The organism is Pyxidicoccus xibeiensis, from assembly GCF_024198175.1.
Lineage (GTDB): Bacteria > Myxococcota > Myxococcia > Myxococcales > Myxococcaceae > Myxococcus > Myxococcus xibeiensis.
Genome location: NZ_JAJVKV010000005.1, coordinates 335,849 through 359,252, shown reverse-complemented (window position 1 = coordinate 359,252; position 23,404 = coordinate 335,849). Strand labels below are relative to the sequence as shown.

At 70.6% G+C, this 23,404-nt stretch carries 17 protein-coding genes; 5 read left to right on the top strand and 12 right to left on the bottom strand.

Features of this window, described 5'->3' with window-relative positions; all coding sequences use genetic code 11:
* The first annotated feature begins 245 nt into the window (after nucleotides 1–245).
* Genes LXT23_RS24035 through LXT23_RS24020 form a run of 4 tightly spaced genes read left to right on the top strand, consistent with a single transcriptional unit; the run spans nucleotide 246 to nucleotide 7,242 of the window.
* On the top strand, nucleotides 246–1,334 hold the full coding sequence (locus tag LXT23_RS24035; RefSeq protein ID WP_253982610.1) for an ABC transporter ATP-binding protein: 1,089 nt from the start codon (nucleotides 246–248) through the stop codon (nucleotides 1,332–1,334).
* Nucleotides 1,331–3,514: an extracellular solute-binding protein gene (locus tag LXT23_RS24030; protein WP_253982609.1), complete on the top strand. Its 2,184-nt coding sequence runs from the start codon at nucleotides 1,331–1,333 to the stop codon at nucleotides 3,512–3,514. The genes LXT23_RS24035 and LXT23_RS24030 overlap by 4 nt, the downstream gene beginning before the upstream one ends.
* Complete coding sequence (locus tag LXT23_RS24025) at nucleotides 3,511–4,359, top strand: sugar ABC transporter permease (protein ID WP_253982608.1); 849 nt, start codon at nucleotides 3,511–3,513, stop codon at nucleotides 4,357–4,359. The genes LXT23_RS24030 and LXT23_RS24025 overlap by 4 nt, the downstream gene beginning before the upstream one ends.
* Before the next feature lie 6 nt (nucleotides 4,360–4,365).
* On the top strand, nucleotides 4,366–7,242 hold the full coding sequence (locus LXT23_RS24020) for an IPT/TIG domain-containing protein (RefSeq protein WP_253982607.1): 2,877 nt from the start codon (nucleotides 4,366–4,368) through the stop codon (nucleotides 7,240–7,242).
* A gap of 59 nt (nucleotides 7,243–7,301) precedes the next feature.
* On the opposite strand, the gene LXT23_RS24015 is transcribed toward LXT23_RS24020, so the two are convergent.
* The 6 genes from LXT23_RS24015 to LXT23_RS23990 form a co-directional block, all read right to left on the bottom strand.
* Nucleotides 7,302–8,180, bottom strand: coding sequence for an NAD(P)-dependent oxidoreductase (locus LXT23_RS24015; RefSeq protein WP_253982606.1), 879 nt, complete (start codon nucleotides 8,178–8,180; stop codon nucleotides 7,302–7,304).
* 30 nt (nucleotides 8,181–8,210) lie between these two features.
* Entirely contained in the window at nucleotides 8,211–8,957 is a 747-nt protein-coding gene (locus LXT23_RS24010; RefSeq protein WP_253982605.1) for an SDR family oxidoreductase, read from the bottom strand.
* A 158-nt stretch (nucleotides 8,958–9,115) separates the two neighbouring features.
* Nucleotides 9,116–9,520, bottom strand: a complete 405-nt coding sequence (locus tag LXT23_RS24005) for a DoxX family protein (protein WP_253982604.1) — start codon at nucleotides 9,518–9,520, stop codon at nucleotides 9,116–9,118.
* A gap of 106 nt (nucleotides 9,521–9,626) precedes the next feature.
* Nucleotides 9,627–10,004: a VOC family protein gene (locus LXT23_RS24000; protein ID WP_253982603.1), complete on the bottom strand. Its 378-nt coding sequence runs from the start codon at nucleotides 10,002–10,004 to the stop codon at nucleotides 9,627–9,629.
* Between the two features lie 131 nt (nucleotides 10,005–10,135).
* Nucleotides 10,136–12,484, bottom strand: a complete 2,349-nt coding sequence (locus LXT23_RS23995; RefSeq protein WP_253982602.1) for a PQQ-dependent sugar dehydrogenase — start codon at nucleotides 12,482–12,484, stop codon at nucleotides 10,136–10,138.
* A 267-nt stretch (nucleotides 12,485–12,751) separates the two neighbouring features.
* Nucleotides 12,752–14,236 (bottom strand): TIGR02996 domain-containing protein, encoded by a 1,485-nt coding sequence (locus tag LXT23_RS23990; protein ID WP_253982601.1) that lies wholly within the window; start codon nucleotides 14,234–14,236, stop codon nucleotides 12,752–12,754.
* A gap of 118 nt (nucleotides 14,237–14,354) precedes the next feature.
* Between LXT23_RS23990 and LXT23_RS23985 the strand changes: the two genes are divergently transcribed.
* The gene (locus tag LXT23_RS23985; protein ID WP_253982600.1) at nucleotides 14,355–14,813 is read left to right on the top strand and encodes an MmcQ/YjbR family DNA-binding protein; all 459 of its coding nucleotides are present in this window, start codon (nucleotides 14,355–14,357) and stop codon (nucleotides 14,811–14,813) included.
* Between the two features lie 3 nt (nucleotides 14,814–14,816).
* Here the strand turns inward: LXT23_RS23985 and LXT23_RS23980 are convergent, their stop codons facing one another.
* The 6 genes from LXT23_RS23980 to LXT23_RS23955 form a co-directional block, all read right to left on the bottom strand.
* A complete protein-coding gene (locus LXT23_RS23980) occupies nucleotides 14,817–17,048 on the bottom strand; it encodes a xanthine dehydrogenase family protein molybdopterin-binding subunit (RefSeq protein WP_253982599.1) in 2,232 nt (743 codons plus the stop codon).
* Complete coding sequence (locus tag LXT23_RS23975) at nucleotides 17,045–18,040, bottom strand: FAD binding domain-containing protein (protein ID WP_253982598.1); 996 nt, start codon at nucleotides 18,038–18,040, stop codon at nucleotides 17,045–17,047. The genes LXT23_RS23980 and LXT23_RS23975 overlap by 4 nt, the downstream gene beginning before the upstream one ends.
* Nucleotides 18,037–18,567 (bottom strand): (2Fe-2S)-binding protein, encoded by a 531-nt coding sequence (locus LXT23_RS23970; RefSeq protein WP_253982597.1) that lies wholly within the window; start codon nucleotides 18,565–18,567, stop codon nucleotides 18,037–18,039. The genes LXT23_RS23975 and LXT23_RS23970 overlap by 4 nt, the downstream gene beginning before the upstream one ends.
* A gap of 146 nt (nucleotides 18,568–18,713) precedes the next feature.
* Entirely contained in the window at nucleotides 18,714–20,450 is a 1,737-nt protein-coding gene (locus LXT23_RS23965; RefSeq protein ID WP_253982596.1) for a WD40/YVTN/BNR-like repeat-containing protein, read from the bottom strand.
* A gap of 306 nt (nucleotides 20,451–20,756) precedes the next feature.
* Entirely contained in the window at nucleotides 20,757–22,517 is a 1,761-nt protein-coding gene (locus LXT23_RS23960) for a BamA/TamA family outer membrane protein (RefSeq protein ID WP_253982595.1), read from the bottom strand.
* 70 nt (nucleotides 22,518–22,587) lie between these two features.
* Complete coding sequence (locus LXT23_RS23955; protein ID WP_253982594.1) at nucleotides 22,588–23,370, bottom strand: hypothetical protein; 783 nt, start codon at nucleotides 23,368–23,370, stop codon at nucleotides 22,588–22,590.
* Between the last annotated feature and the right edge of the window lie 34 nt (nucleotides 23,371–23,404).

The following is a 23,404-nucleotide window of genomic DNA, read 5'->3' as shown; positions in this document are numbered from 1 at the left end:
TTGGGCTGACCTCTGGGGTCCGGACGCACTGCGGCCCGGGACGAACCACGCTTCCATAACAAGCGGCTTCCGGGGCTGACAAGGCAGGCCCCCACCACCGCTCTCTACGGCCCGCATCCTCGCCTGGATGGGTGGCTCGCGCATGACGCACCGCGCCCAAAGTGCCCAACCAGGGAGGTTTGGGGAATCCATGCGGCAGAGGGTAAGGTTCGCCGCCGTTCCCCCTATAAATTTCCGAGCGCGTCTTGTCCGAAGTCATCCTGAGCGGGATCAAGAAGTCGTTTGGCCAGAACCTCATCGTGAAGGGCGTGGACCTTCAGGTGCGGGAAGGCGAATTCCTCGTCATGGTGGGTCCTTCCGGCTGCGGGAAGACCACCCTGCTGCGCCTCATCGCGGGGCTGGAGCAGGTGGACTCGGGTGAAGTGCGCATCGGCGGGACGCGGGTGAACGAGGTCGCGCCGCGTGATCGCGACGTGGCCATGGTGTTCCAGTCGTACGCGCTCTACCCGCACATGACGGTGCGGGAGAACCTGGCCTTCGGCCTGACGCTGCGGAAGTTCCCTCCGGCGGAGATTGCCGCCCGGGTGCAGGAAGTCGCGGGGATGCTGGAGCTGGCGCACCTGCTGGACCGCAAGCCCAAGGCCCTGTCGGGCGGCCAGCGCCAGCGCGTGGCCATGGGGCGCGCCATCGTCCGGCGGCCCAAGGTGTTCCTCTTCGACGAGCCCCTGTCCAACCTGGACACCGCCCTGCGCGTGCAGATGCGCGGCGAGCTGGCCCGGCTGCACCGCCGGCTGGGCGCGACGATGATCTACGTCACCCACGACCAGGTGGAGGCGATGACGCTGGCCACCCGCGTGGCCGTCTTCAACGCCGGCATCCTCCAGCAGGTGGGGCCGCCCCTGGAGCTCTACAACCGCCCGGCGAACCGCTTCGTGGCGGGGTTCCTCGGCTCCCCGGCGATGAACTTCCTGGAGGCCCGGCGCCAGGGCGGAAGCTTCGCCGGCCGGGGCTTCACCCTGCCCTGCCCCGGGGACGTGCCAGCGGACGCCTCCAACGTGCTGGTGGGCCTGCGGCCCCAGGACCTGCGGGTGACGTCGCAGGGGCCGCTGGCGGGCACGGTGGACGCGGTGGAGCGGCTGGGCTTCGACGGGTACGCCTTCCTCACGACGGAGGCGGGCCCGGTGGCGGCGCGCTTCGAGAAGGGCGTCAACGTGGCCGTGGGGGACAAGGTGTCCCTGGCGCCGGTGTCGGACTCGCTGCACGTCTTCTCCGAGGACGGCGCGCGCGCGCTGCGTCACCCGGTGGACCGCGAGTCGCTGGAGGTGGCGTCTTGAAGTGGCTGCTGGCACTGGCGCTCCTCGTCACGGCGGGGAGCGCGCGGGCGGCCGGCGACGAGGCCGCGCCGCTGAAGCTGTGGCACGCGTACCGCGGAGGCGAGGAGGCGGCGCTGGTCCAGGCCACCGCGCTCTTCACTTCGAAGACGGGCGTGAAGGTGGACCTGCTGGCCCTGCCCTATGACGCCTACGCGTCCAAGCTGACCAATGCGATTCCGCATGGCGCCGGGCCGGACGTCTTCATCTTCAACCACGAGCGGCTGCGCAACTTCCACGCGCTGCACCTGCTGGCGCCCACCACGGGCTCGCTGGTGCGCGGCGACTACTTCGCCAACGCGGTGGAGGCGCTGGAGCTGGAGGGCCAGGTCTACGGCTATCCCCTGTCGCTCAAGTCGCTGGCGCTCTACGTCAACCGGAAGCTGGTGCCCCGGCCGCCCACGACGACGGCGGAGCTGCTGGCCCTGCTGCCGGCCCTGTCGGACGCGGACGCGGGCCGCTTCGGCCTGGTGTACGAGAGCGGCGACTTCTACTTCCACGCGCCCTTCCTCTTCGGCTTCGGCGGAGCGCTGTTCGACGCCTCCGGCCGCGCCAGCTTCGAGACGCAGGGCATGGCGCGCTCGCTGGCCTTCGTGAAGGGGCTGCAGGACGCGCGGTACATGCCCACGGAGGTGTCCGGCGCGCTGGTGAAGAGCCTCTTCAACGACGGCCGGGCGGCGATGACCATCAGCGGCCCCTGGTTCGCCGGGGAGATTGCGCCCTCGGTGGACTACCAGGTGGTGGGCCTGCCGGTGGTGACCGAGACGGGCATCCCCATGCGGCCCTTCCTGGGCGTGGAGGCGGCCTTCGTCTCCGCGCGCTCCGCCCGGGCCGAGCAGGCGCAGGCGCTGGCGCGCTTCCTGTCGCTGGGCGAGGCGTCGCGGGTGCGCACCACGGTGGGCCGGCAGATTCCGGCGGACGTGGCGGCGTACGAAATCCAGGCGGTGAAGGACGACACGCTCATCTCCTCCTTCCAGGCGGCGGCGAAGCACGCCACGCCCATGCCCAACACGCTGGAGATGGCGCGCGTGTGGGAGCCCATGAAGCTGACGCTGCGCGCGGTGCTGCAGGGTGGCACGGAGCCGGCGGACGCGGGCGCGCTGGCGGACCGGCGCTACCGCGCGCTGCACCGCGAGCGCCCGCCCGACGCCAGCCCCCTGCCCTGGCTGGGCCTCGTGGGGGCCATGGCGCTGGGCGGCACGGTGTGGGTGCTGCGCCGGCCCGCGCCGACGCAGACCTTCCGGCAGCGCTACCCGGACGTGCTCAGCGCGGTGGCGTACCTCGCCCCCGCGGCGGCCGGCATCGCGGTGCTGGTGTTCATCCCCTTCGGGGTGGGCCTCAGCCTGTCGCTGTTCCACCACGACGCGGGCCAGTACTCGTTCGTGGGCCTGGCCAACTTCGTGGACATCCTGGCCAGCCGCGGCTACCGCATCAGCGAGCCGCTGTCGTTCTACTTCACGCTGGCCGTCACGCTGCTGTGGACGCTGGTCAACGTGGTGCTCCACGTGGGCATCGGCCTGTTCCTGGCGCTGCTCTTGAAGGACCCGCTCCTGAAGCTGCGGGGCGTGTACCGGGTGCTGCTCATCATCCCCTGGGCGGTGCCCAACTACATCACCGCGCTGATGTGGAAGGGCATGTTCCACCGGCAGTTCGGCGCCATCAACGGCCTGCTGACGGCGCTGGGGCTGGAGCCGGTGAGCTGGTTCACCCGCTTCTCCACCGCCTTCGCGGCCAACGTGGCCACCAACACGTGGCTGGGCTTCCCCTTCATGATGGTGGTGGCGCTGGGCGCGCTCCAGTCCATCCCCCAGGACCTCTACGAGGCCGCGGAGGTGGATGGGGCGAGCAAGTGGACGCAGTTCCGCCACATCACCCTGCCGCTGCTGAGGCCCGCCATGCTGCCGGCCGTCATCCTGGGCAGCGTGTGGACGTTCAACATGTTCAACGTCATCTACCTGGTGTCCGGCGGTGAGCCGGGCGGCGGCACGGACATCCTGGTGTCCGAGGCCTTCCGCTGGGCCTTCCAGCGCAACGAGCAGTACGGCTTCGCCGCGGCGTACTCGGTCCTCATCTTCGTGGTGCTGCTGGGCTGGTCCACCTTCACCAAGCGGCTGACGCGCGCGTCGTCGGAGGCGATGGGATGAACCGCCCCTCTCGCCTGAAGATGGCGGTCATCCACGCCGGGCTGACGCTCCTGTGCATGGCCACGCTCTACCCGGTGCTGTGGGTGGTGAAGATGGCCCTGTCCCCCACGGACGGGCTGGCGCTCACCATCAACCCGTTCCCGGAAGAGGTGACGCTGGAGCACTTCCGCGCGGTGCTGATGAGCACGGACACGGCCGGGCGGTGGGTGTTCGGCCGGCAGCTGCTGGCCAGCATCGTGGTCTCCGGCGCCACCACCCTGGTGGGCCTGGCGCTGGCGGTGTCCGCCGCGTACGCGCTGTCCCGCTTCCGCTTCCCCGGCAAGGAAGGCGGAATGCAGGCGCTGCTCATCACCCAGATGTTCCCGGCCACGCTGATGCTGGTGCCCATCTACAGCATCCTCCAGAAGCTGCGGCTGCTGGACAGCCTCACCGGGCTCGTCCTCGTCTATGCCACCACCGCCCTGCCCTTCTGCATCTGGATGCTGAAGGGCTACTTCGACACGCTCCCCCGCGAGCTGGAGGAGGCGGCGGTGATGGACGGGGCCTCCACCCTGCAGATCTTCCTGCGGGTGGTGCTGCCGCTGGCCCGTCCCGCCCTGGCGGTGACGGCGCTGTTTTCCTTCATGACGGCTTGGAATGAGTTCATCCTCGCCGCCACGCTGCTCAATGACCCGACCCGCTTCACCCTGCCCGTCGCCCTCCAGCGGTACGTGGGCGAATACAAGGTGGAGTGGGGCAAGTTCGCCGCCGGTGCGCTCGTGGTTTCCGCGCCGGTCATGGCGTTGTTCTTCGCTCTCCAGAAGCACATCGTCGGCGGATTGACCGCTGGCGGTGTCAAGGGGTGATGGCCGATGTCGTCCCGTTGTTCGCGGTTGCTGCTGCTCGTCCTGCCGTTGCTCGCCGTCGCCTGTAGCGACGACCCTGATGGGGGCACTCCGCCCTCGGGCACCCCGCCCACCGTGAGGGAGGTCCAGCCCACGGGCGGACCCATCGCGGGCAACACCCTCATCAACGTCTATGGCTCCGGCTTCCAGGACGGCGCGAAGGTCTTCCTGGGGGAGCACGAGGTCCAGCGGACGGTGGTGGTCAACGCCTTCCGCCTCTACGGCTACACCCCCACCGCCACGTCCGGCAGGGTGGACGTGCGGGTGGTGAACCCGGGCGGCGAGTACGGCGTGCTGGTGCGGGGCTTCGCCTTCGATGGCCCGCCCGCGCCCCGCATCGACCAGGCCGGGGTGAGCGGCGGCAACCGCGAGCTGATCAGCGGCGGGCAGCCGGTGGACGCGCTCGTCACGGGTGAGGTCAACGTGGCCGGAGTCACCCGCGGCGTGGGTCAGGGCGGCGGCGTGCTCGCGCAGGTCGGCTTCGCGCCGGGCGAGGCGAACCTGCTCGACATGGCCAGCTACACCTGGGAGGCGGCCACGTACCTCGAGGACTCCAACACCCGCGAGGCGGACGTCTACCAGGGCAACGTGCAGCTCCAGGCGCCCATCGAGCAGGAGCGGCGCGAGTGGGCGGTCACCCTGCGCTTCTCCATCGACGGTGGCCAGACGTGGGTGCTCACGGACGGCGACGGCATGGCCAACGGCCTGTCGGCCCAGATGATGCGGCGGGTGTTCATCGCCCGGCCGAAGGTGGACTACTGCAAGCTGGGACCGGACTCGAACCGCTCCTCGCTGGACCTCTTCTACAAGCCGGCGGAGACGGTGCTCCTCAAGGTGGTGGGCCAGGTGTACGCGGCGGGCCTCACACCGGGCTCCGGCGCGGGCTCGGGCGTGCAGGCGCAGCTGGGCTTCGGGCCGCCGGACTCCGACCCGAACGACGCCGCCGTCACCGGGTGGACGTGGGTGAGCGCGACGTACAAGACGGACATCGGCAACAACGACGAGTTCGAGGCCGAGCTTCCCAACCCGGCCACCCTGGGCCAGTACCGCGTCGCCATGCGCTTCAGCATCAGCAAGGACGTGTGGCGCATGTGTGACGTGGACGGCGTCAACGACAGCCTCACGGGCGAGCTGACCTACAGCCCCAACAAGCTGGGCATCCTCACCGTGGCCAATGAGCCGCCGAAGCCCGCGGTGACGTGGTGCAAGATTGGCGAGGACCAGAAGAACGACCCCGAGGTCGTCAACTACCTGACCACGCAGACCACCGGGTTCAAGACGGTGTACGCCAACGTCAACCTGCCGGGCGTGACGGACAAGCCCGGCGCGGGCCCGGGGCTGACGGGCCAGCTCGGCTGGGGGCCCAAGAACGAGGACCCTCGCACCTCGACGGTGTGGAACTGGTCCACGCAGCTGACGTGGAACAAGGACAACTTCTCGGTCAACGACGAGTTCAAGGCCGTGCTGCCCAACCCGGCCGTCAATGGCGAGTACCGCTACGCGGTGCGCTTCAGCGCCAACGGTGGCCCCGTCCGGGTGTGTGACCACAACGGGACCGACAGCGGCAACCAGGCCTTCGAGCTGGACAAGCTGGGCGTGCTCAACGTCACGGGCGAGGTCGTCCTCCCCCGCGTCGTCGGCTACTGCAAGCTGGGGCCCGACCAGAACAACACGCCGGAGTCGGTGACGTACTTCACCACCACGGTGCCCAGCCGGAAGATTGTCGGCCAGGTCTACGTGCTGGGCGCCACTCCGGGCGCGGGCGCTGGCCCGGGCGTCGTGGGCCAGCTCGGCTGGGGGCTGGCGGGAACGGACCCCGCCACCTGGAACTGGCAGACGGCCGGGACGTACAAGGGCGAGATTGGCAGCAACGACGAGTTCGAGGCCACGCTGCCCAACCCCGGCACGGTGGGCAGCTTCCGCTTCGCCTACCGCTTCCAGGCCAATGGCGGCGCGTTCCTGTACTGCGACGCGGACGGCAACAGCGGCGGGGAGACCGGCTTCGAGGCGTCGAAGACGGGCACGCTGACCGTCGAGGAGCCCGCGCCCGTCGTCGGCGTCTGCCGGCTGCAGAGCGTGAGTGGGACGACGGTGGGCAGTGGTGACGCCGTCACGGCCGTGGGCCGCGTGCGCATCCCCGGTGTCACGAATGGCAACGGCGCGGGTGCCAACCTCCAGGTGCAGATGGGCGTGGGCGCCGCCGACGTGGACGCCTCCACCAGCGCGACGAGCTTCACCTGGGCTCCCGCGACGTACTCGCGTGAAGCGGAGGGCGAGGCGGACACGGACGAGTTCACCCTGGACCTCCGCCCGGGGTACACGGGCAGCCGCGCGGTCAGCATGCGCTACAGCACCAACGGCACCACGTGGTTCTACTGCGACAAGGACGGCAGCGACGTGGGTGGCTACACGCTCGGCCAGCAGCACGCCCTCACCGTCGGCAACCACGCGGGCATCGACTACTGCCGGCTGCAGTGGCCGCTGAAGATCAGCGACCTCACGGGCAACCGCACCGTCTACGGCTTCATCTTCGAGGACGGCGTCACCAACGCCCCGCCGCCGGCCACGACCCTCACCGCCGAGCTGGGCTATGGGCCCAAGGAGCAGGACCCGGGCGTGAGCACCGCCTGGACGTGGCTTGCCGGCACCGTGCAGAGCGACACCGGCAACGATGACGAGTACCGGGCCGACATGCCCGTCACCGCCCCCGTGGGCAGCTCCTACGTGTGGCGCTACCGCGTCGGCACCGGGCCCTACTGCTTCGGCGACTGGCAGCCGGAAGGACAGCCGGGTGGCTCGGCCAACGGCCTGTCTCCCGACACGCTGGGCACCGTCGACCAGTAGGCGCGGCTCAGGCAGTCCTCGAAGGGCCCGGGACCTCGCGGTTCCGGGCCCTTCTCATTTCAGGCGCGCCGCATGAACGTGCTGAGGACGGCGAAGTCCTCCCGGCCCTGCCCCGCCCGGATGGCCGCCTGGAAGAGCTGCTCGAAGGCGTCCGGCACCGCGCTGTGGATGCCGTGCTCCCGGGTCAGTTCCAGCAGGTGCTCGAACGCGACATGGTGCGCCTCCAGCGTCGCCAGCGAGGTCTCCCCGCTGAACTGCCGCTGCTGGATGCGCGTCACCGTGTCGTCCACGGCCCCGTCCACGACGGGCATCACCGGCTTCAGGTACTCCCTGAAGGCCCCGAGCGGGATGCCCTCCGCCTCGCAGATGGCGGTGGCCTGGAGCGCGCCGAACATCGCGCCCCACATGACCACGAGGAGCGAGCTGTCGAGCGCCGAGGCATGCCCCACGTCACGCCCCACGTACTGCGCATTCCCCCCGAGCGCGAGGAACACGGGCTTGTACTTCTCGAAGGGCTCGCTCGGCCCCGCGTACAGGATGGTGGCCCCGGGCTGGCCGATGAAGTCCGGCGTCCCCATGATGGCGCCGTCCAGGTAGTGGATGTCATGCGCCCGCGCCCACTCGGCCGCCTCGCGCGCCTGCTTCGGTGAGCCCGACGTCAGCTGGACGAGCACCTTGCCCCGCAGCGCCTGTGTCACCTCCTCCGTGCGCAGCAGCGCGTCGCTGGCGGCGTAGTCAATCACGTTGACCACGACGACCTCCGCGTCCGCGACGGCATCCTTCACCGACGGCGCGATGCAGGCCCCCAGCGCGGCGAGCGGCTCGCTCCGCGCACGGGTGCGATTCCAGATGGCCGTCCTGTACCCCTGCTTCAGAAACGCCTTGATGAGCGCGGAGCCCATACGTCCCGCGCCCAGGACCGCGATGCCTGGCTTCATGATGAATCTCCTGTGGGATGTGCTTGGTGGCTACAGCTGGCCGAGGCCGCCATCGACGGGCAGCTCGGCGCCGGTGGTGAACGTGGCTTCGAACGCGAGGAACAGCGCCGCCCGAGCGACCTCGTCGGGCGCGCCGATGCGCTTCATCGGCGTGAGGTGCTCCCCTTCCTTCTCGAAGGCCGCCACCTCCTCCTTCGACGCGCCGTCCACGCCCAGCGTCGGCGTGCGGATGAAGCCGGGGCTCACCGCGTTCACCCGGATGCGCCGGGGCACCAGCTCGGCCGCCAGCACGCGAACGAACGAGCGGACCGCGGCCTTGGACCCGGAGTAGAGGCTCATGCCGGGGGCGCCCGTCTCGTCGGCGACGGACGTGGTGAAGACGATGGAGCCGCCCTCCCGGACGAGGGGCGCCAGCCGGTGCGCCGTGAAGAAGGCGCCCTTGGTGTTGACCCCGAAGGTCTGGTCGTAGAGCGCCTCGGTCGACTGCTCGAACGGCACCAGCTTCGCGTAGCCGGCGTTGATGAACACGAAGTCCACCTGCCCCAGCTTCTCCACGATGAGCGTGCCCAGCGCGTTGATGTCGGCCAGGCTCGCCATGTCCGAGCGCACCACGTGCGCCCGGGGGCCCAGCTCACGCCGCGCCGCCTCCAGGTGCTGCTCGGTGCGGCCCGTGAGCAGCACCTCGGCGCCCTCGGCGAGGAGCGCCTTGACGGTGGCGAGCCCGATGCCCGCCGTCCCTCCCGTCACCACTGCCTTCTTCCCTGCGTACCTGCCCATGAAGTCCTCCTGACTTGCAGGGCATGAAGTACGGGACGCGAGGACGGCGGGCGCGCACGAACGGCTCCGCGGTGAGCACGTTCGGACGGGAAAGTGCAGGTCGGCCGCCGGCTACCCGGCTGGGGCGGCGGCTCGACCTGGGCCTCCTGCGCCGGGCGTCAGGCGCGCCGGGTGCCTCCCCGCGCGGCGTCGACGCTCCAGATGCCCGAGCCGCGCGCGGCGATGTAGAGGAACACGAAGCAGTAGAGCGCCGCGAGCTCACCCTTGTTCACGATGGGCAGGATGTTCCACCCGGCGGGAGCCACGTGCCCGATGAAGTACGCCACCGCCATGGTGCCGCTCGCGAGGAACGCCGCGGGGCCGGCGAACAGCCCGATGAGCACGAGGACGCCGCAGACGAGCTCGATGCCTCCCGCGACATAGACGACGAAGGCGGGCGCTCCCGGGGGCGTGCCGCCGAACATGCCGAAGAGCTTCTGCAGTCCGTGAAACAGGAACATGAATCCGGTCATGATCCGGAGCAGCGCGTAGATGCGGTCGGCGTGAGGCCTCAGGAATCCCATGTCGTCCTCCGGGAAAGAGCTGCGGCCAATGTATGCCCGACCGGGCCTCCACACGGTTCCCTCCGGGAGGCCCCTTCCGTCAGCACGTGAACAGATGCAGGCGCCGCTAGCCCTCCTGGATGACGGACAGCACGTTGCCGGCCGGATCCTTGAACCAGGCAATCAGCGGTCCGCCGCCCCGGAAGATGCCCCTGGCGTCGGTGTCCGCCTCGAAGCGCGGGTAGCGCTCGAAGCGCACGCCGCGCGCGGCCAGCTGATCCACGGCCTTCTCCACGTCCGGCACCGGGAAGTTGAGGATGGTGAACGTCGCGGGGACGTGGTCGTCCTTGGGATAGGCCAGGACGTCCCGTCCTCCGGCGAGGTGCAGGAACAAAATGCCGTCCTCCACCGACACCTCCAGGCCCAGCGTCTCCGCGTAGAACTTCCGGGCGGCCTCCACATCGTTGACCGAGAAGCCGCTGAACGCCTTCGTGTTCCTGAACATGACGGCTCCCATCCTCTGGTGGCGCTCTTCGAGGCCATGGTGAGGGCCCCCGGAGTGCACCGCAGCGAGGGGCGCGCGGTCCGGTCGTCGCGCCGCCCGGTCAGCAGGCCCTCGGCCAGGCCTGGCGCCAGCTACCGCCACCACTGAAGCCGGGCCACGGCGCCCCCCTGGTTCTCGTAGTACTCCATGACGACGCGGTGCATGCCGGAGCGCAGGTAGCGCCAGGTGACATACGAGGTTGGCGGCTGGTCCTTCCACGCATTGATGATGCGGGCACCGTCCACGTACACCCGGACTCCGTCATCCGCCTCGGCGACGAAGAAGTAGCCGCCCGAGGGCATGTAGAACCGGCCGGACCAGCGCACGGAGAACCCGTCCGGCCCCAGCCACCTCGGTGACGGGCTGCCCAGGCCCCAGTCGTGGGAGAGCGGCGCGGACTCGCAGCGAACCACCGCCGGTACCCCTAGCAGCGCGGGATTGCCGAAGTACTCCGCCCGGTACATCCCGTCGGGACACTCCCACTGCGCCTCGGGGACGAAGAAGGCGGTGTACGTGGCATCGGTCGTCCCGGCGACGACCTCGCGCTCCTGCGCCCCTCCGTCTGCCCAGGCGTGGAAGGAGGCATCACCCTGCGGGGAGGGGGCATGGAGGGTGTGCGTGGAGCCGACGATGACCGTCCGCACGCGCGGAGCCGGGCCCGACGTCCCGTCGAACACCAGGTCCAGCCCGGGCGGAGAGGTCTCCAGCGTCAGCCGCACCGTGCGGGGGTGGACCCTCACGGTGCTCGAGCCCGTCAGGCCCGATGAGTCCGTCGCGGTGAGCGTCAGCTCGAAGAAGACCTCGTCCCCATGGTCCGCGACGGTGAACGTCCCGCTCGGCCCGGTGGTGGTGGCATAGGGATGGGCGTGGCAGCTGCCGCCCGAGCAGTGCTGGAGGGTGATGCTCCAGGACAGCCGCCCATCGGGAATGGGGCCATCCTCCGCGTCGCTCGCGGAGCCCGCGTAGGCCACGACGTCCCCCACACTGAACAGATACGCCGGCGACGGCGCGGTGATGGAGACGACCGGGGCATGGTGGCCCACGGCGATTCGCACGGTGGCCGAGTGGCTGCCGCCGCGCCCGTCATCCACGCGCAGGGTGGCCGTATAGAGGCCTCGGACGGCGTAGGTGTGCTCCGGGTGGGCGAGGTTCGAGGTAGGGGTGCCATCCCCGAAGTCCCACGTGTACTGGAGCGCGTCTCCATCCGGGTCGCTGGAGCCCGCGCTGGAGAACCGCACGTGCAGCGGCACCGCCCCCTCGCGCGGAGTGGCCGAGGCCCGCGCGACGGGGGGCGTGTTGCCCGCCGTGTAGCGGAAGCGGCGCAGCTCTCCCGCGAGGATGTCGACGTAGAACAGGTGGGTGTCCGGCCCGACGTCGAGGGCGACCATCGCGCCCACGTCGGTCGCGAACGTCGTCACGCTGTCGGGGATGAGGTTGTCATCCGCGTCGACGCGCAGGGCTCGAATCCAGCCCTTGCTGTAGTCGCCGAAGAAGTAGGCGCCGCGCCACTCCGCCGGATAGGCCGTCCCCCCGTAGAAGGCCCCACCCGTGGAGGTCCGACCGTCGTCTCGGCCCCAGGCATACAGCGGTCCCTTCACGGGGGGCGGGACCCGGCCGTAGAGCGCCTGGCAGACCGCCCTGGGCTCATAACCTGGCTGGGGGTAGTGCCCCTCGTAGCAGGGCCAGCCCAGGTTGGCGCCGGCGCTCGCGACGTTGATCTCCTCGTAGGTGGACCAGCCCACGTCGCCCAGGTACGGGACGCCCGTGCCGGGACGCAGGTTGAACCGATAGGGATTGCGCAGCCCGTAGGCCCAGACCTTCGAGCGATTGGCCCCGGCGTCGCCAGTCCAGAACGGGTTCGAGGGCAGGCCCTCGCCCAGCCGGGTGATGCGCACCAGCTTGCCCGCGAGCGAGTCGAGGTCCTGGGCTCGCAAGGCATCGTCATCGACCGCGTCGAAGCGGGCCCCGTCGCCCAGGCTCACGAAGAGCGTGCCATCCGGTGCGAAGCGGAGGTTGCCCACGGAGTGGGAAGCACTGTCGGAGGGAATGCAGTCCGTTCCGGGAGGGAAGTCGTTGCAGGAGCGGCCCACCACGCGGCCCAGCAGGACGTACTCGCTGGAGGGCGACGCCGTGTCCCCCACGGCCGTGTACCGCGCGATGCGCGCGGTCTTCGGCTCCAGGTCCTCGATGGCGTCGTCGTCGTAGGTGTAGGCCAGATAGACAAAGCCGTTCGTCGCGAAGGCGGGGTCCACCGTGAGCCCGAGGAGGCCGCGGTCATGGATGTCATTCACCCTGTCCCGGAGGTCGATGAACGGCGTGGGCTGGAGCACCCCGTCCTTGAAGAGCCGGACCACGCCGGACTTCTCCGCGATGAGGATGCGCCCGTCAGGGAGTGTCGCGAACGCGGTCGGAAGCTGGAGCCCCGAGACCACCACCTCCACCACGAATCCGGGTGGAAGCAGGGCACGCTGAGGTCCTGGCCCTTCTCTCCCAGGCGCCTGGGGCCCTGGCGAAGCCCGGGCCCCCGCGAGCAGGCCGCCTGCGAGACAGAGGAACAGACAGGTAGCGATTCCGCGCGACCGGCGACCCGGGACTCTCATGAGGACTCCGCGAAGGGAGTCGCCAAGGTGGCGTGTCCCCGGCACCAGACCACCGGTACGCCAGCCCCGGGTCACTGTCACCACAGGCTCGACGGAGGGGCGTACGCCTCATCCCCAGGAGAAGCTGGGGAAGTCCGCCCCCGCGCGTTCGATTCGGCGCATCTCCGACGTCTGTAGCCGGCACCGGGCATGAAAGCGCAGCAGCCGGGCTTCAAAGCCTGCCGAGGCGCGAACAGCCTCCAGGAGCACGTCGAGGCGCTCCGTGTCCACCAGCGTCGCCTCGACAGTCACCCCCACCGGGCCCGTCACCACGAGCGACCAGGCCCCGGCCACCGACGACTCGAAGCGCTCCAGGCGGCGGGCCAGGGCGGACACCGCGCACAAGCCCACGTCGCGCGGCTCCCCGTCGTGAAGCTCCACCCACGTCAGGTGCGGCAGGCCGGACAGCGCGGTGAACACGTCCGGCGCCTGGAGGGCGAGGCCGCCCCGCAGCTCCAGCCGCCACAGGCGCAGTGCGTGCGCCCCCAGCCGCCGGGCGATGACCGCCCGGGTCCTGCGCAGCCGTGTCACGCTGCGCAGGTGCGGGTGCGCGAGCCAGTCACCGCCCTCCGGAGGGCCCGACCAGCCCCAGTCGAGGTCCTGGACGGTGCTCCAGGCCGGTCCCGGAGGTGGCAGGGAGCGACGGTTGCGGAGCGACAGCCGGACCTCCACGGGAAAGCCTCGCTCGAAGCGGGTGTGCGCGGGGTCCACGAGGGGCCCCAGCGGGGCCTGCCACGGCACCCTGTGCGCGCGCAGCAACGCGGCGAGGCGGAGCTCATCGGGCTGCGGCGAGTATTGCAGCATGATGAACTCGCCCAGCGGGTCGCCCTGCTCCAGCAGGTGGTCGGCCAGCACGAGCCGCGCGCTGTCATCTTCCGGCGAGGCGTAGACGCGCGCCAGCAGCTCGCCACGGACCGCCGAGCTGCGCGACCTGGCGGCATCCCGCGCGTCGAGGTCGGCCTCCAGAACGTCACAGAGGGCCCTTTCCTTCGCGTCCAGCAGGACCTCCAGCGAGGGAGCCTCGGGCGACTCGGCCCACACGACGATGGCGCCGAGCCGCTCGGCCCGGTCGCGCATCCGCGGAGGAAGCCCGGCGAGCAGCTCACGGAGCACGGGAAGGGCGCGTGGGTCCCGCAGGGAGAGGAACAGGTCGCACAGCGCATCCAGGACCTGGAGGTCGTGGGCGATGCGACTGCGCGCGAGGGCCCGCAGCGGGGTGAAGAGCCGTGGGTCCGCGGGCCACTTGCGGAGGGCTCCGAGCTGCTCGCCCAGCTCCCGCGCGAGCCCGCGGTCCGCCGTCTCCTGGAGCGCGCCGAACATCCGGGGCAAATCGAGCGGCCGCTGCAGCTCCATGGCCACGGAGGACGGCTCACACGGGAGAGGCACGAGCCCGTCGGTGAGCCGGGTCGACAGCTTCTCCACGAGCACGGCGACGCGCTCGGAGCGGGACTCACGCCAGGCGTCCAGCAGGTGCAGCAGGGCTTCCTGCTCCCTGTCCTCCTCGAAGGCCGCGAGCGCGAGCGCGAGGAGGTCCGTCACGATGCCACCCGCCATCTCGCGCCTCCCGCGCAGCCTCGACGCGCACCATCATTCCGCCCGCCCGCCCCCGCGGCAACCCGGCCGTCCTGTCCGTCGTGTTCTCCTTTGCCCCGGGTGTTGCTAGACAGCGGCCATGACGTGGGAACAACTCTGCAAGCTGGGGCTGGAGCTGCCGGAAGTCGTCGAGGACGTGTGGTTCCGCACCCCCGCGCTGAAGGTGCGTGGCAAGGCCTTCGTCCGTCTCAAGGAGGACGGCGCCTCCGTCGTGTTCATGCTGGAGAGCGTCGACGAGCAGGAGTTCCTCATCACCGCCCGGTCCGACGTCTACTTCATCACCGACCACTACCGCGGCTACCCCGCGGTGCTGGCGCGGCTGAGCGCGCTGCGGCTCCCCGAGTGCCGCGCGCGGCTGAAGTCGTCCTGGCGGCTCAAGGCGCCCCGGAAGCTGGTGGCACAGCTCGAAGGCGGGGACTCCGCGCCGGAGCCCCGCGGCAAGCCACAGAAGACTCCGCGCGCGAAGCAGGTCTCGTCACGCGCGAAGTCATCCCCGCGCCCCGCCCCGGCGAAGCGGGCTCGCCGGGCAAAGCCGTAGGACCTAGAGCAGCTTGTCCAGCGTGATGGGCAGGCCGCGGACGCGCCGGCCCGTCGCGTGGAACACCGCGTTGGCGATGGCCGCCGCCACGCCGACGATGCCAATCTCTCCCAGCCCCTTGGCGCCGAGCGGGTTGACGACGGTGTCGTCCTCGTCAACGAAGAGGACGTCGATGTCGTGCACATCCGCGTTCACCGGGACGTGGTACTCGGCGAGGTTGTGGTTGATGAAGCGGCCGAGCGTGTGGTCGATGGCCGTCTCCTCCTCCAGCGCCATGCCGATGCCCCAGACGACTCCGCCCAGCACCTGACTCCGCGCCGTCTTCGGATTGAGGATGCGCCCGGCCGCGACGGCGCTGACGACGCGGGTCACCCGCACCGTGCCCAGCGCCTCGTCCACCTTCACCTCGACGAACACCGCGGAGTGCGTGCTCCGTGTGTACGCCTGCTGCTTGGGGCTCGGAACGGCCAGCGACTTCTCCTCGAGGCTGGTGACGCCGCCGAGCCGCATCGCCTCGACAATCGAGATGGCCCTGGACGCATCCGAGGCGTGCCGGAGCTGCCCCTCCGCGAAGGTCACCTCTTCCGCGCCCGCTCCGGCCAGTGGAGAGCCCTTCGCCTTCCGGGCGAACGTGGCCAGCTGCTCGCGGAGCTTCTCGCAGACCTCCTTCACCGCCGAGCCCACGGACGCCGCCGTCCACGAGCCGCCCTGCAGGGGCGCCATGGGCAGCGAGGAGTCTCCGAGCTTGAACGTCACGTCCTCCACGCGCAGGCCGAGCGTCTCCGCCGCAATCTGCGTCATCACCGTGTACGTGCCCGTGCCGATGTCCGCCGTGGCGCTGCTCACGGTGAGCCGGCCGTCCAGCCCCAGCACCGCCTTCGCGCTCGCGGGCTGCTGCATGGCGTCCCAGATGCCGGTGGCCATGCCCCAGCCGACGAGCTCGCGCCCCTCCCGCATCGAGCGCGGGGCCGGGTTGCGCCGGGCCCAGCCGAACCGCTCCGAGCCCTGCTGGTAGCAGGCGCGCAGCTCCTTGCTCGAATAGGGCTTGTCCTTGTTCTGGTCGCGCTCGGCGTAGTTCTTGAGGCGCAGCGCGATGGGGTCCATGCGCAGCGCATGGGCCAGCTCGTCCATCGCGCACTCCAGCGCGTAGACGCCGAGGGCCGCGCCGGGCGCGCGCATGTCCAGGGGCGTGTAGCAGTCCAGCGGGACAATCTTGTAGTCCTGCCGGACGTTGTCGCAGCGGTAGAGCATGCTGCCCCAGTTCACGACGACCTCGATGTAGTCCTCGAAGGACGACGTCTCCCCCACGGCCTCGTGGATGAGGGCTTCCAGCGTGCCGTCGGCCGAGGCCCCCAGGGCGACCCGCTGCAGCGTCGCGGGACGGTGGCCGAAGGTGAACATCTGCTCGCGTGACAGCGTCACCCGGACCGAGCGCTTCAGCTCCCGCGCCGCGAGGACGGCCATGAACAGCTGGTACTGCGGCCGCAGCCCCGAGCCGAACGCCCCACCCACGAAGCGCGAGAGGACGCGCACCTGCTCCTTCGGCAGGTCGAACACGTTGCAGACGTACGTCTGGCTGTTCAGCACGCCCTGCGTCTTGTCGTGGATGGTGAGCGAGCCATCGTCCTCGTAGATGACGGTGGAGGCATGGGGCTCCATCGGGTTGTGGTGCTCGACGGGAGACTCGTACTCCGCGTCGACCCGCACCGCGGCTTTGTCGAGCGCCTTGTCCGCATGGCCCCAGGGCTTCGGCGGCGGCTCGAAGCCGTCCTTGCCCTTGCCGGGCGAACGCGCCTTCTTCCGCCGGGCGCGCAGGTCCGTCTCGTGCGCTTCGGGCGCGTAGTCGATGCGCACGAGCGAGGCCGCGTGGCGGGCGAGCTCGAACGTCTCCGCCACCACCAGCGCGACGGGCTGCCCGCTGTAGAGGACCTTGTCGTCGTAGAGCGGCCGGAACGGTGAGCCCGAGGGAGCATCGTCGTCCCGGTACTTGCGGTCGAACCACGGCAGGCTGGGGCGGTTCTCGTGGGTGAACACGCGCAGCACGCCCGGGAGCCGGAGGGCCTCGCCCGCGTCGATGCGCTTGATGCGCCCCCGGGCGATGGTGCTCGACACCACCTGCCCGTAGACGAGCCCGGGCACGTTGAACTCCCCGGCATACCGTGCCTCGCCCGTCACCTTTGCGCGACCATCGACGCGGCTGATGGGCCGGCCGAGCTGCGTGGAGGGCGGGGTCATCGCTGTCCCTCCTGCCCGGCGGCCTGCTCCAGGGCCCGCACCACGCTGCGCTTCGCCAGCTCTATCTTGAAGGTGTTGTGGCCGAAGCCCTTCGCGTCCCGGACCAGGGCCTCGGCGGCGGCCTGGAAGTGCTCCCGCGTGGCGGGCCTGCCCGCCAGCAGCGCCTCGGCTTCCGGGTCCCTCCAGGGCTTGTGCGCCACTCCGCCGAGCGCGAGCCGCGCGGCCTGGATGCGGTCACCGTCCAGCGTGAGCGCCGCCGCCACCGACACGAGCGCGAAGGCATAGGAGGCCCGGTCCCGGACCTTGAGGTAGGTGGAGTGCGCGGCGAAGCCCTCTGGGGGAAGCTCCACGGCGGTGATGAGCTCGTCGGGTCGCAGGTTCGTGTCCAGGTGCGGCGTGTCCCCCGGAAGCCGATGGAAGTCGGCGAAGGGAATGGTGCGCTCGCCGTCGCGGCCCGTCACCCGGACGACGGCGTCCAGCGCCGCCAGCGCCACGCACATGTCCGACGGGTGGGTGGCGATGCACTGCTCACTCGTCCCGAGGATGGCGTGGATGCGGTTGAAGCCGGCCTTCGCCCCGCAGCCTGAGCCCGGCTCGCGTTTGTTGCAGGGCGTGCCCACGTCATAGAAGTAGTAGCAGCGCGTGCGCTGGAGCAGGTTCCCGCCCGTCGTCGCCATGTTGCGAAGCTGCGGCGAGGCACCGGCCAGGATGGCCTTCGACAGCAGCGGGTAGCGCCGCTCCACCTGCGCGTTCCACGCCACCTCGGAGTTGGTGACGAGCGCGCCGATGCGCAGGCCGCCGTCCGGCGTGTCCTCGATTCCATTCAAGGGCAGCCGGGTGATGTCCACCAGGTGGCTGGGGCTGGTGACGTGCTCCTTCATCAGGTCCAGGAGGTTGGTGCCGCCCCCGATGAACCGGGCTGAGGGATTCGCCGAGACGACCTCCACGGCGCCCTGGACGTCCCGGGCACGCACGTAGGAGAAGCGGTTCATTGCCCATCCCCCCTTCCCCGCACCTGCTGGATGGCCGCCAGGATGTTGGGGTAGGCGCCACAGCGGCAGAGGTTGCCACTCATCAGCTCGCGGACGTCGTCCTCCGTCCGGGCCCGGCCCTCGGCCAGCAGCCCCACCGCGGAGCAGATCTGCCCGGGAGTGCAGTAGCCACACTGGAAGGCGTCCTGCTCGATGAATGCCTCCTGCAGCGGGTGCAGGGCGTCCCCCCGGGCGAGCCCCTCAATCGTCGTCACCTCGCAGCCATCCTTCATGACGGCCAGGGTGAGGCACGAGTTGATGCGCTTGCCTTCGACCAGGACGGTGCAGGCGCCACACTGCCCGTGGTCACACCCCTTCTTCGTACCGGTCAGGTCGAGCGACTCGCGCAGCAGGTCGAGCAGCGTGGTCCACGGCGCCACGTCCAGCTGCTTCTCCACGCCGTTGACACGCAGGGAGAGCCGCTGCCTGGCGGGCTCTCCCGAAGGTGCCGCCCCTCCTCCCACCGGACTCTCCGCTGACGTCTTCATGTGTGCACCGTCCCGGACCACTCCAGCATCGATCCTGGTGGATAAGCCGTGGGGCCGTGCGGGAGTACCCGGGAAGCAGCGCACCGTTCCCTGACGGACCGAAACGGCAACCGAGTGACGGGAAGCCAACGAGGCGCGGGCAGGCGCTACTCGCGGCAGTACCTGAGGAGCGCGTCGCCGTACGCCATGTACCCACGCTTCGCCTTTCCCGCGAATGCGCCAGGCCTGCCGTGGAATGGGAGCGCCGTCCATCCGCGCCCGTCCCAGCGGTAGAAGCCCTTCTCGCACGTCGCGAACGTCGCGGCGGGCCCCGCGCTCCAGAGCTCCCAGCACCGCTCATTGCCTCGAGGGGGCGCCACGTCCCGCCAGGCCTTGCCGTCCCAGCGGTGGAGCCGTGTCCCCAGCGCCCAGGCCTCACCGGGGCCCGAGCCACTGAGCTGGGTGATGCGCAGGTCCTCCGTCGCGTCAATGCCCGGCGCCGGCGACCAGGCTTCACCATTCCAATGGATGAGCGTGGCCCCCCCGGCCCACACGTCCTTCGGTCCGCTGGCCCAGAGTGCCTGGAGGTCGCCCGTCGTCCCGGTGGGGGCCTCGGTCCAGGCGTCGCCCTGCAGGTGGACCGCGCGGCCTCCGTCCCCCACCGCCCAGACCTCGTCCCGCGTCACCGAATAGACATCCCTCAGCACGCCGACGTCGTCGTACCCGTGCCAGGTGCTCCCGTCCCAGCGGCTGAGTCGCCCGATGAGCACCCAGATATCCTCTGGGCCCGTGCCGGTGAGACGGCCCGAGGTGAAGCCTCCCACCTGCTCGAGCGGCCGCCAGGCCGACGTCCCATCCCACTGCAGTCCGGAGATCCAGGGCCCCCGGGTCCAGTGCAGCGCCCAGTAGCCACCGGTATCGAAGGGGAGCAGCACGTCGATGTCGCCTGGGGCCCGGGGAGGCTCGAACCAGGAGGAGCCATCCCAGCGGAGCGTCCGTCCCCGCTCGCCCATGAGGAACGCCCCCCCACCGTCCAGGAGGGCCAGGGCCCTGGGCATGCCGCTGCTCCACTGGGAGGAGGCAGGGAAGGACTCACTCCAGACCTCGTGCGCGGTCGTCCCATCCCACCGCACGACCAGGCGCCCATCGTCCCATCCGCTGCCGCCGCCGCCGCGATTGGCGAAGACCCAGAGGTCACCGTCATGCTGCGCCAGGGCTTCGACGGTGAAGGTGGAGTTGGGGATGGCGAAGCGCTGCTCGAAGGCTTCGCCGGTCCACTGATAGACCTCGTGCTCGGAGGCCACGAAGGGCCTGCCGCGCTCCGTGCCGCCGAACCTGCCGCGGAAGAAGGGCGTCTCCATCTCATGGAGGCCGGAGCCATCCCAGCGGTAGGCCTTCCGCTCACCGAGAATCCACACGTCGTCGGGGCCCGAGGACCAGAGGTCGTAGTCGCCCGCGGCGCGCAGCACCCACGACCAGGCACCCTGGTGGTAGCGGGCCACGCCTCCGGCGACGGCAATCCACGCATCCCCTGGAGCGGCGACCTCGACCCGATGCACGTCGACGGGGCTCGGGCTCGACTCCGCGTGCCACTGGCCCCTCGTGCGGCGGAGAATCGTCCCCTCGGCGCCCACCGCCCAGACCTCGTCCCCCGAATGGTCCACGTCGACCAGCGTCACGGAGGTGCCGGACGGCTCTCGCGACCAGCGCTTCCCGTCCCAGCGCAGGAGGGTTCCCGCCGCCCCGACCGCCCAGACCTCCTTGCCCGTGGAGGTCGCGGCGAGCAGGTCGTTGCCCTGCTGGCCCTGCAGCTCCCAGCACCAGCTGTCATGGCAGAGCAGGCCCTGTTCGGAGAGCTCGGCGCAGCGCGGCGCCTGGGCTTCGACCTGAGGAGGAGGCTGCACCGGGCCCGGCTCTTCGCCAGGTCCCTGACCCTCACCGGGGTCCACCGGCTCCCCGGGACCGGGCGAGTCACCGGGGCCAGGAGGAGGATTCTCGTCCACCACAGACGTTGGCGGGGCGACATCTCCTGCCCCGACGCCGCCACACCCCGCCACCGCTACCGCCGCCACCCAAGCAATCGCCCGCCGCACGCGCGCAAGATGTGCAGTCCCCCTTGCGCTGACCAGTGGCGTGCCAATGGCTCGCGTGGGCGCTCGGGGGGCAAGAGGCACGGGACGTCAGCGCCCACTGCGCCATGCCGGGCGGAGCTACCTCAGCGGGGTGTCGAGGAAGGTGGGCCGGTTGTCTGTAATCTGTCCACCGCCCGCCAGGAAGCGGCTTCCCACCGGGGGCCTGTCCCCGTCGAGGACGTACCCGAAGTCGAACCGGAACGGGATGATGTTGAACTGTGGCAGCAGCAGCCGCAGGCCCACTCCCACCGACTGCACCAGCTCCGGACTCCGGTCGAACGCGCTCCCGGCGTCATAGAACAGCACGCCGCCCACGTGCAGCGTGCGGATGATGAGCGGCGGGGTGCGGTACTCCACGTTGAACAGCAGCACCCGGCGGCCCGCGTACGCGTCCACGCCGGCACCGCGCAGCCCGTTGCCGCCGCCGAGCAGCGCCACGCGCTCGTTCACGGCGTCGACGTTCACGTCCAGCAGCCCGCGCGCGACGAAGCGCCCGCCCAGCACACGTGGGGACACCTGGTGGACCTCCATGGCCCAGCGGCGGTTCGTCCACCCCGCGCCGCCCCCGAGCTGCCGGCGCAGCGTGCCGGCGGCGGACACGGTGGTGAGCGCATCTCCCAGACGCACACGGTAGCGCGCGGCGAGACCGGACTCCGCGAAGTGCGAGGCGGAGGCGAAGAGGGGTGGCGCATAGCGCAGGGTGGCCGTCAGCGAGGGCCCCACCTGGAAGTCCTCGGACAGCGAGTAGGTGTCCACGTCGCGCAGCACCTCGAAGCGGGGCTGGTAGAGGCGCAGGGAGCCGGTGGCGTAGAGCGCATCCTCGGTGCGGGGAAGGTAGCGGGCCTGGAACCACTCGCTCTGCCCCGTGTCCAGGCGGGACTCCACGGGGGGCGAGTACGCCTTGTGGTAGGCCCCCGCCCCGCCGCCCGCCTCCCACTTGAGGTCGCCGCTCCAGGAGCGCAGGTAGAGCACGCTGCCCGTCAGCTCGCGCACGTTGTAGACGTAGGGCACGGGGGCGCCGTCCGGGTATGGGAGCTGCCAGACGTCCGCACCCCGGAAGGTGCGCGAGGTCTCCATGTTCCACGCGAGCTGAGTGCTGAGGCTCCAGCGCGTGGCCAGCGAGTACAGGGGCCGGGCGAGGACGAGGTTGCCGCGACTGCCTTCGGCCCGGCCGCTCTCCCGGCCGAGGATGACGGCCACGGACTCGTCGAGCGTCCAGCGGCTGCCGAGCAGCTGCTTGTCGATGTAGCTCTGCCCCAGCGAGTACGTGTCGAGCAGCAGGACGAAGTCGAGCGCCACCTTCTTGCCGCGTCCGAGGAAGTTGTCCTCGGTGGCCTGCAGGCGCAGGTACTGCAACAGCGAGCCCACGGCGGAGAAGTCGTTGTTGAGCCGCAGCGACCAGACATCCTTGGCGACGATGAGCAGCGCCACCGAGCCGGGTGTCTCGCCGCGCACCGCCACGGCGCGCACCACGGCGAAGATGCCCAGCTCGCGCAGGTTGCGCGCCGTCTCCTCGGCGAGCGCCGCCGAGTAGGCCTGCCCCTCCGTGAGCAGCACCTCCCGGCGCACGACCTCCTCGCGCGTGCGAGCGTGGACGAGGTTGAGGAAGCCGGGGTACGGGTCGCTCTCGGCGACCACGTCCTCCAGCGCCACCAGCACCGCCTCCAGCGGCTTGCCCTCTGGCTCCGGGTCCACCTCGCGGCAATGTTGAGCCAAGCCCCACTGGACGAGGACATCCTCGTAGTTCACCTGGGCACTCGGGGTGTCCGGCGCCTCGGAGGGGGTCGCCGCGAGCGGGGAGAGGAGCAGTGCAAGCAGCGGAAGTGACACGCGCGGCATCCTGGCACGGGGCCCGGGGCGCGGCCGCTACGGCACTGTCACAAGACAGACAACACCGCGGAGCCCGCGGTCACCGAGCGACTGGCGTGAACTGGAGCACCACCGCCGCGGACTTCAGGTCCTTGTCCATGAAGTAGATGAGCGTGTGCGGAAAGTCCGGCTCCAACTTGACGCCGTTGATGTCCACGTCCCCGTCCGTGACGTCCTGCGGGATGGGCACCCGGGCCAGCGCCTCCGCCGGCGCATGGTAGGGGCTCACCCTCCCCCGCCACAGGCCCAGCCAGTTCCCGGCCGTCGCGGGCAGGTAGCCGTCGAGCGTGTGGTAGCGGACCGTCAGGGAGTCGGCGCCCAGGGAGACAATCTTCGCCGTCACCGCGTCCACCGGCCCCGCCGACCCATCCGCTTCCAGCAGGGCCGAGGCGCAGATGTCATCGACCTCCGGCCCCACCGCATAGGCCGTGGTGTACTCGGCCCGGGTAATCGAGACGTCCATCAGCACCAGCGAGCCCGTCTCCCCATCCGTCGGCACCGTCAGCCTCGCCTCGGGCACCACGCCCCACGGCACCACGCTGGCCCGCCAGAGCGCCACGAAGTTCTGGAAGGTGTGCGGCTGGTTCCCCGGAGGCCCCACGTAGCTCACGTCCACCGTCGTGCCCGACGAGCCTGTGATGGTGAGGGCGCACGTCCATACCTGGGCATCAGCGCCCACCTCCAGCGATGGCGAGGCCACCTCCACGTGCAGCTGTACGTCGCGAGCGCCCTTGCCACCCAGGACGCCGCACGCCAGCGCGCTGGCCGTGGCCATCAACCCCACGAGCCCCACCCCGAAGGTGGGAAGCTTCAGGCGTGGCATGGGTGGAGGGCCTCCGGGTCATCACGGGTTCCCT

Excerpts from the sequence above, each read along its gene's own strand:
- LXT23_RS24025 (WP_253982608.1), top strand. The coding sequence starts at position 3,511 with ATGAACCGCCCCTCTCGCCTGAAGATGGCGGTCATCCACGCCGGGCTG.
- LXT23_RS24020 (WP_253982607.1), top strand. The coding sequence starts at position 4,366 with ATGTCGTCCCGTTGTTCGCGGTTGCTGCTGCTCGTCCTGCCGTTGCTC.
- LXT23_RS24015 (WP_253982606.1), bottom strand. The coding sequence starts at position 8,180 with ATGAAGCCAGGCATCGCGGTCCTGGGCGCGGGACGTATGGGCTCCGCG.
- LXT23_RS24010 (WP_253982605.1), bottom strand. The coding sequence starts at position 8,957 with ATGGGCAGGTACGCAGGGAAGAAGGCAGTGGTGACGGGAGGGACGGCG.
- LXT23_RS24005 (WP_253982604.1), bottom strand. The coding sequence starts at position 9,520 with ATGGGATTCCTGAGGCCTCACGCCGACCGCATCTACGCGCTGCTCCGG.
- LXT23_RS24000 (WP_253982603.1), bottom strand. The coding sequence starts at position 10,004 with ATGTTCAGGAACACGAAGGCGTTCAGCGGCTTCTCGGTCAACGATGTG.
- LXT23_RS23990 (WP_253982601.1), bottom strand. The coding sequence starts at position 14,236 with ATGGCGGGTGGCATCGTGACGGACCTCCTCGCGCTCGCGCTCGCGGCC.
- LXT23_RS23985 (WP_253982600.1), top strand. The coding sequence starts at position 14,355 with ATGACGTGGGAACAACTCTGCAAGCTGGGGCTGGAGCTGCCGGAAGTC.
- LXT23_RS23980 (WP_253982599.1), bottom strand. The coding sequence starts at position 17,048 with ATGACCCCGCCCTCCACGCAGCTCGGCCGGCCCATCAGCCGCGTCGAT.
- LXT23_RS23975 (WP_253982598.1), bottom strand. The coding sequence starts at position 18,040 with ATGAACCGCTTCTCCTACGTGCGTGCCCGGGACGTCCAGGGCGCCGTG.
- LXT23_RS23970 (WP_253982597.1), bottom strand. The coding sequence starts at position 18,567 with ATGAAGACGTCAGCGGAGAGTCCGGTGGGAGGAGGGGCGGCACCTTCG.
- LXT23_RS23960 (WP_253982595.1), bottom strand. The coding sequence starts at position 22,517 with ATGCCGCGCGTGTCACTTCCGCTGCTTGCACTGCTCCTCTCCCCGCTC.
- LXT23_RS23955 (WP_253982594.1), bottom strand. The coding sequence starts at position 23,370 with ATGCCACGCCTGAAGCTTCCCACCTTCGGGGTGGGGCTCGTGGGGTTG.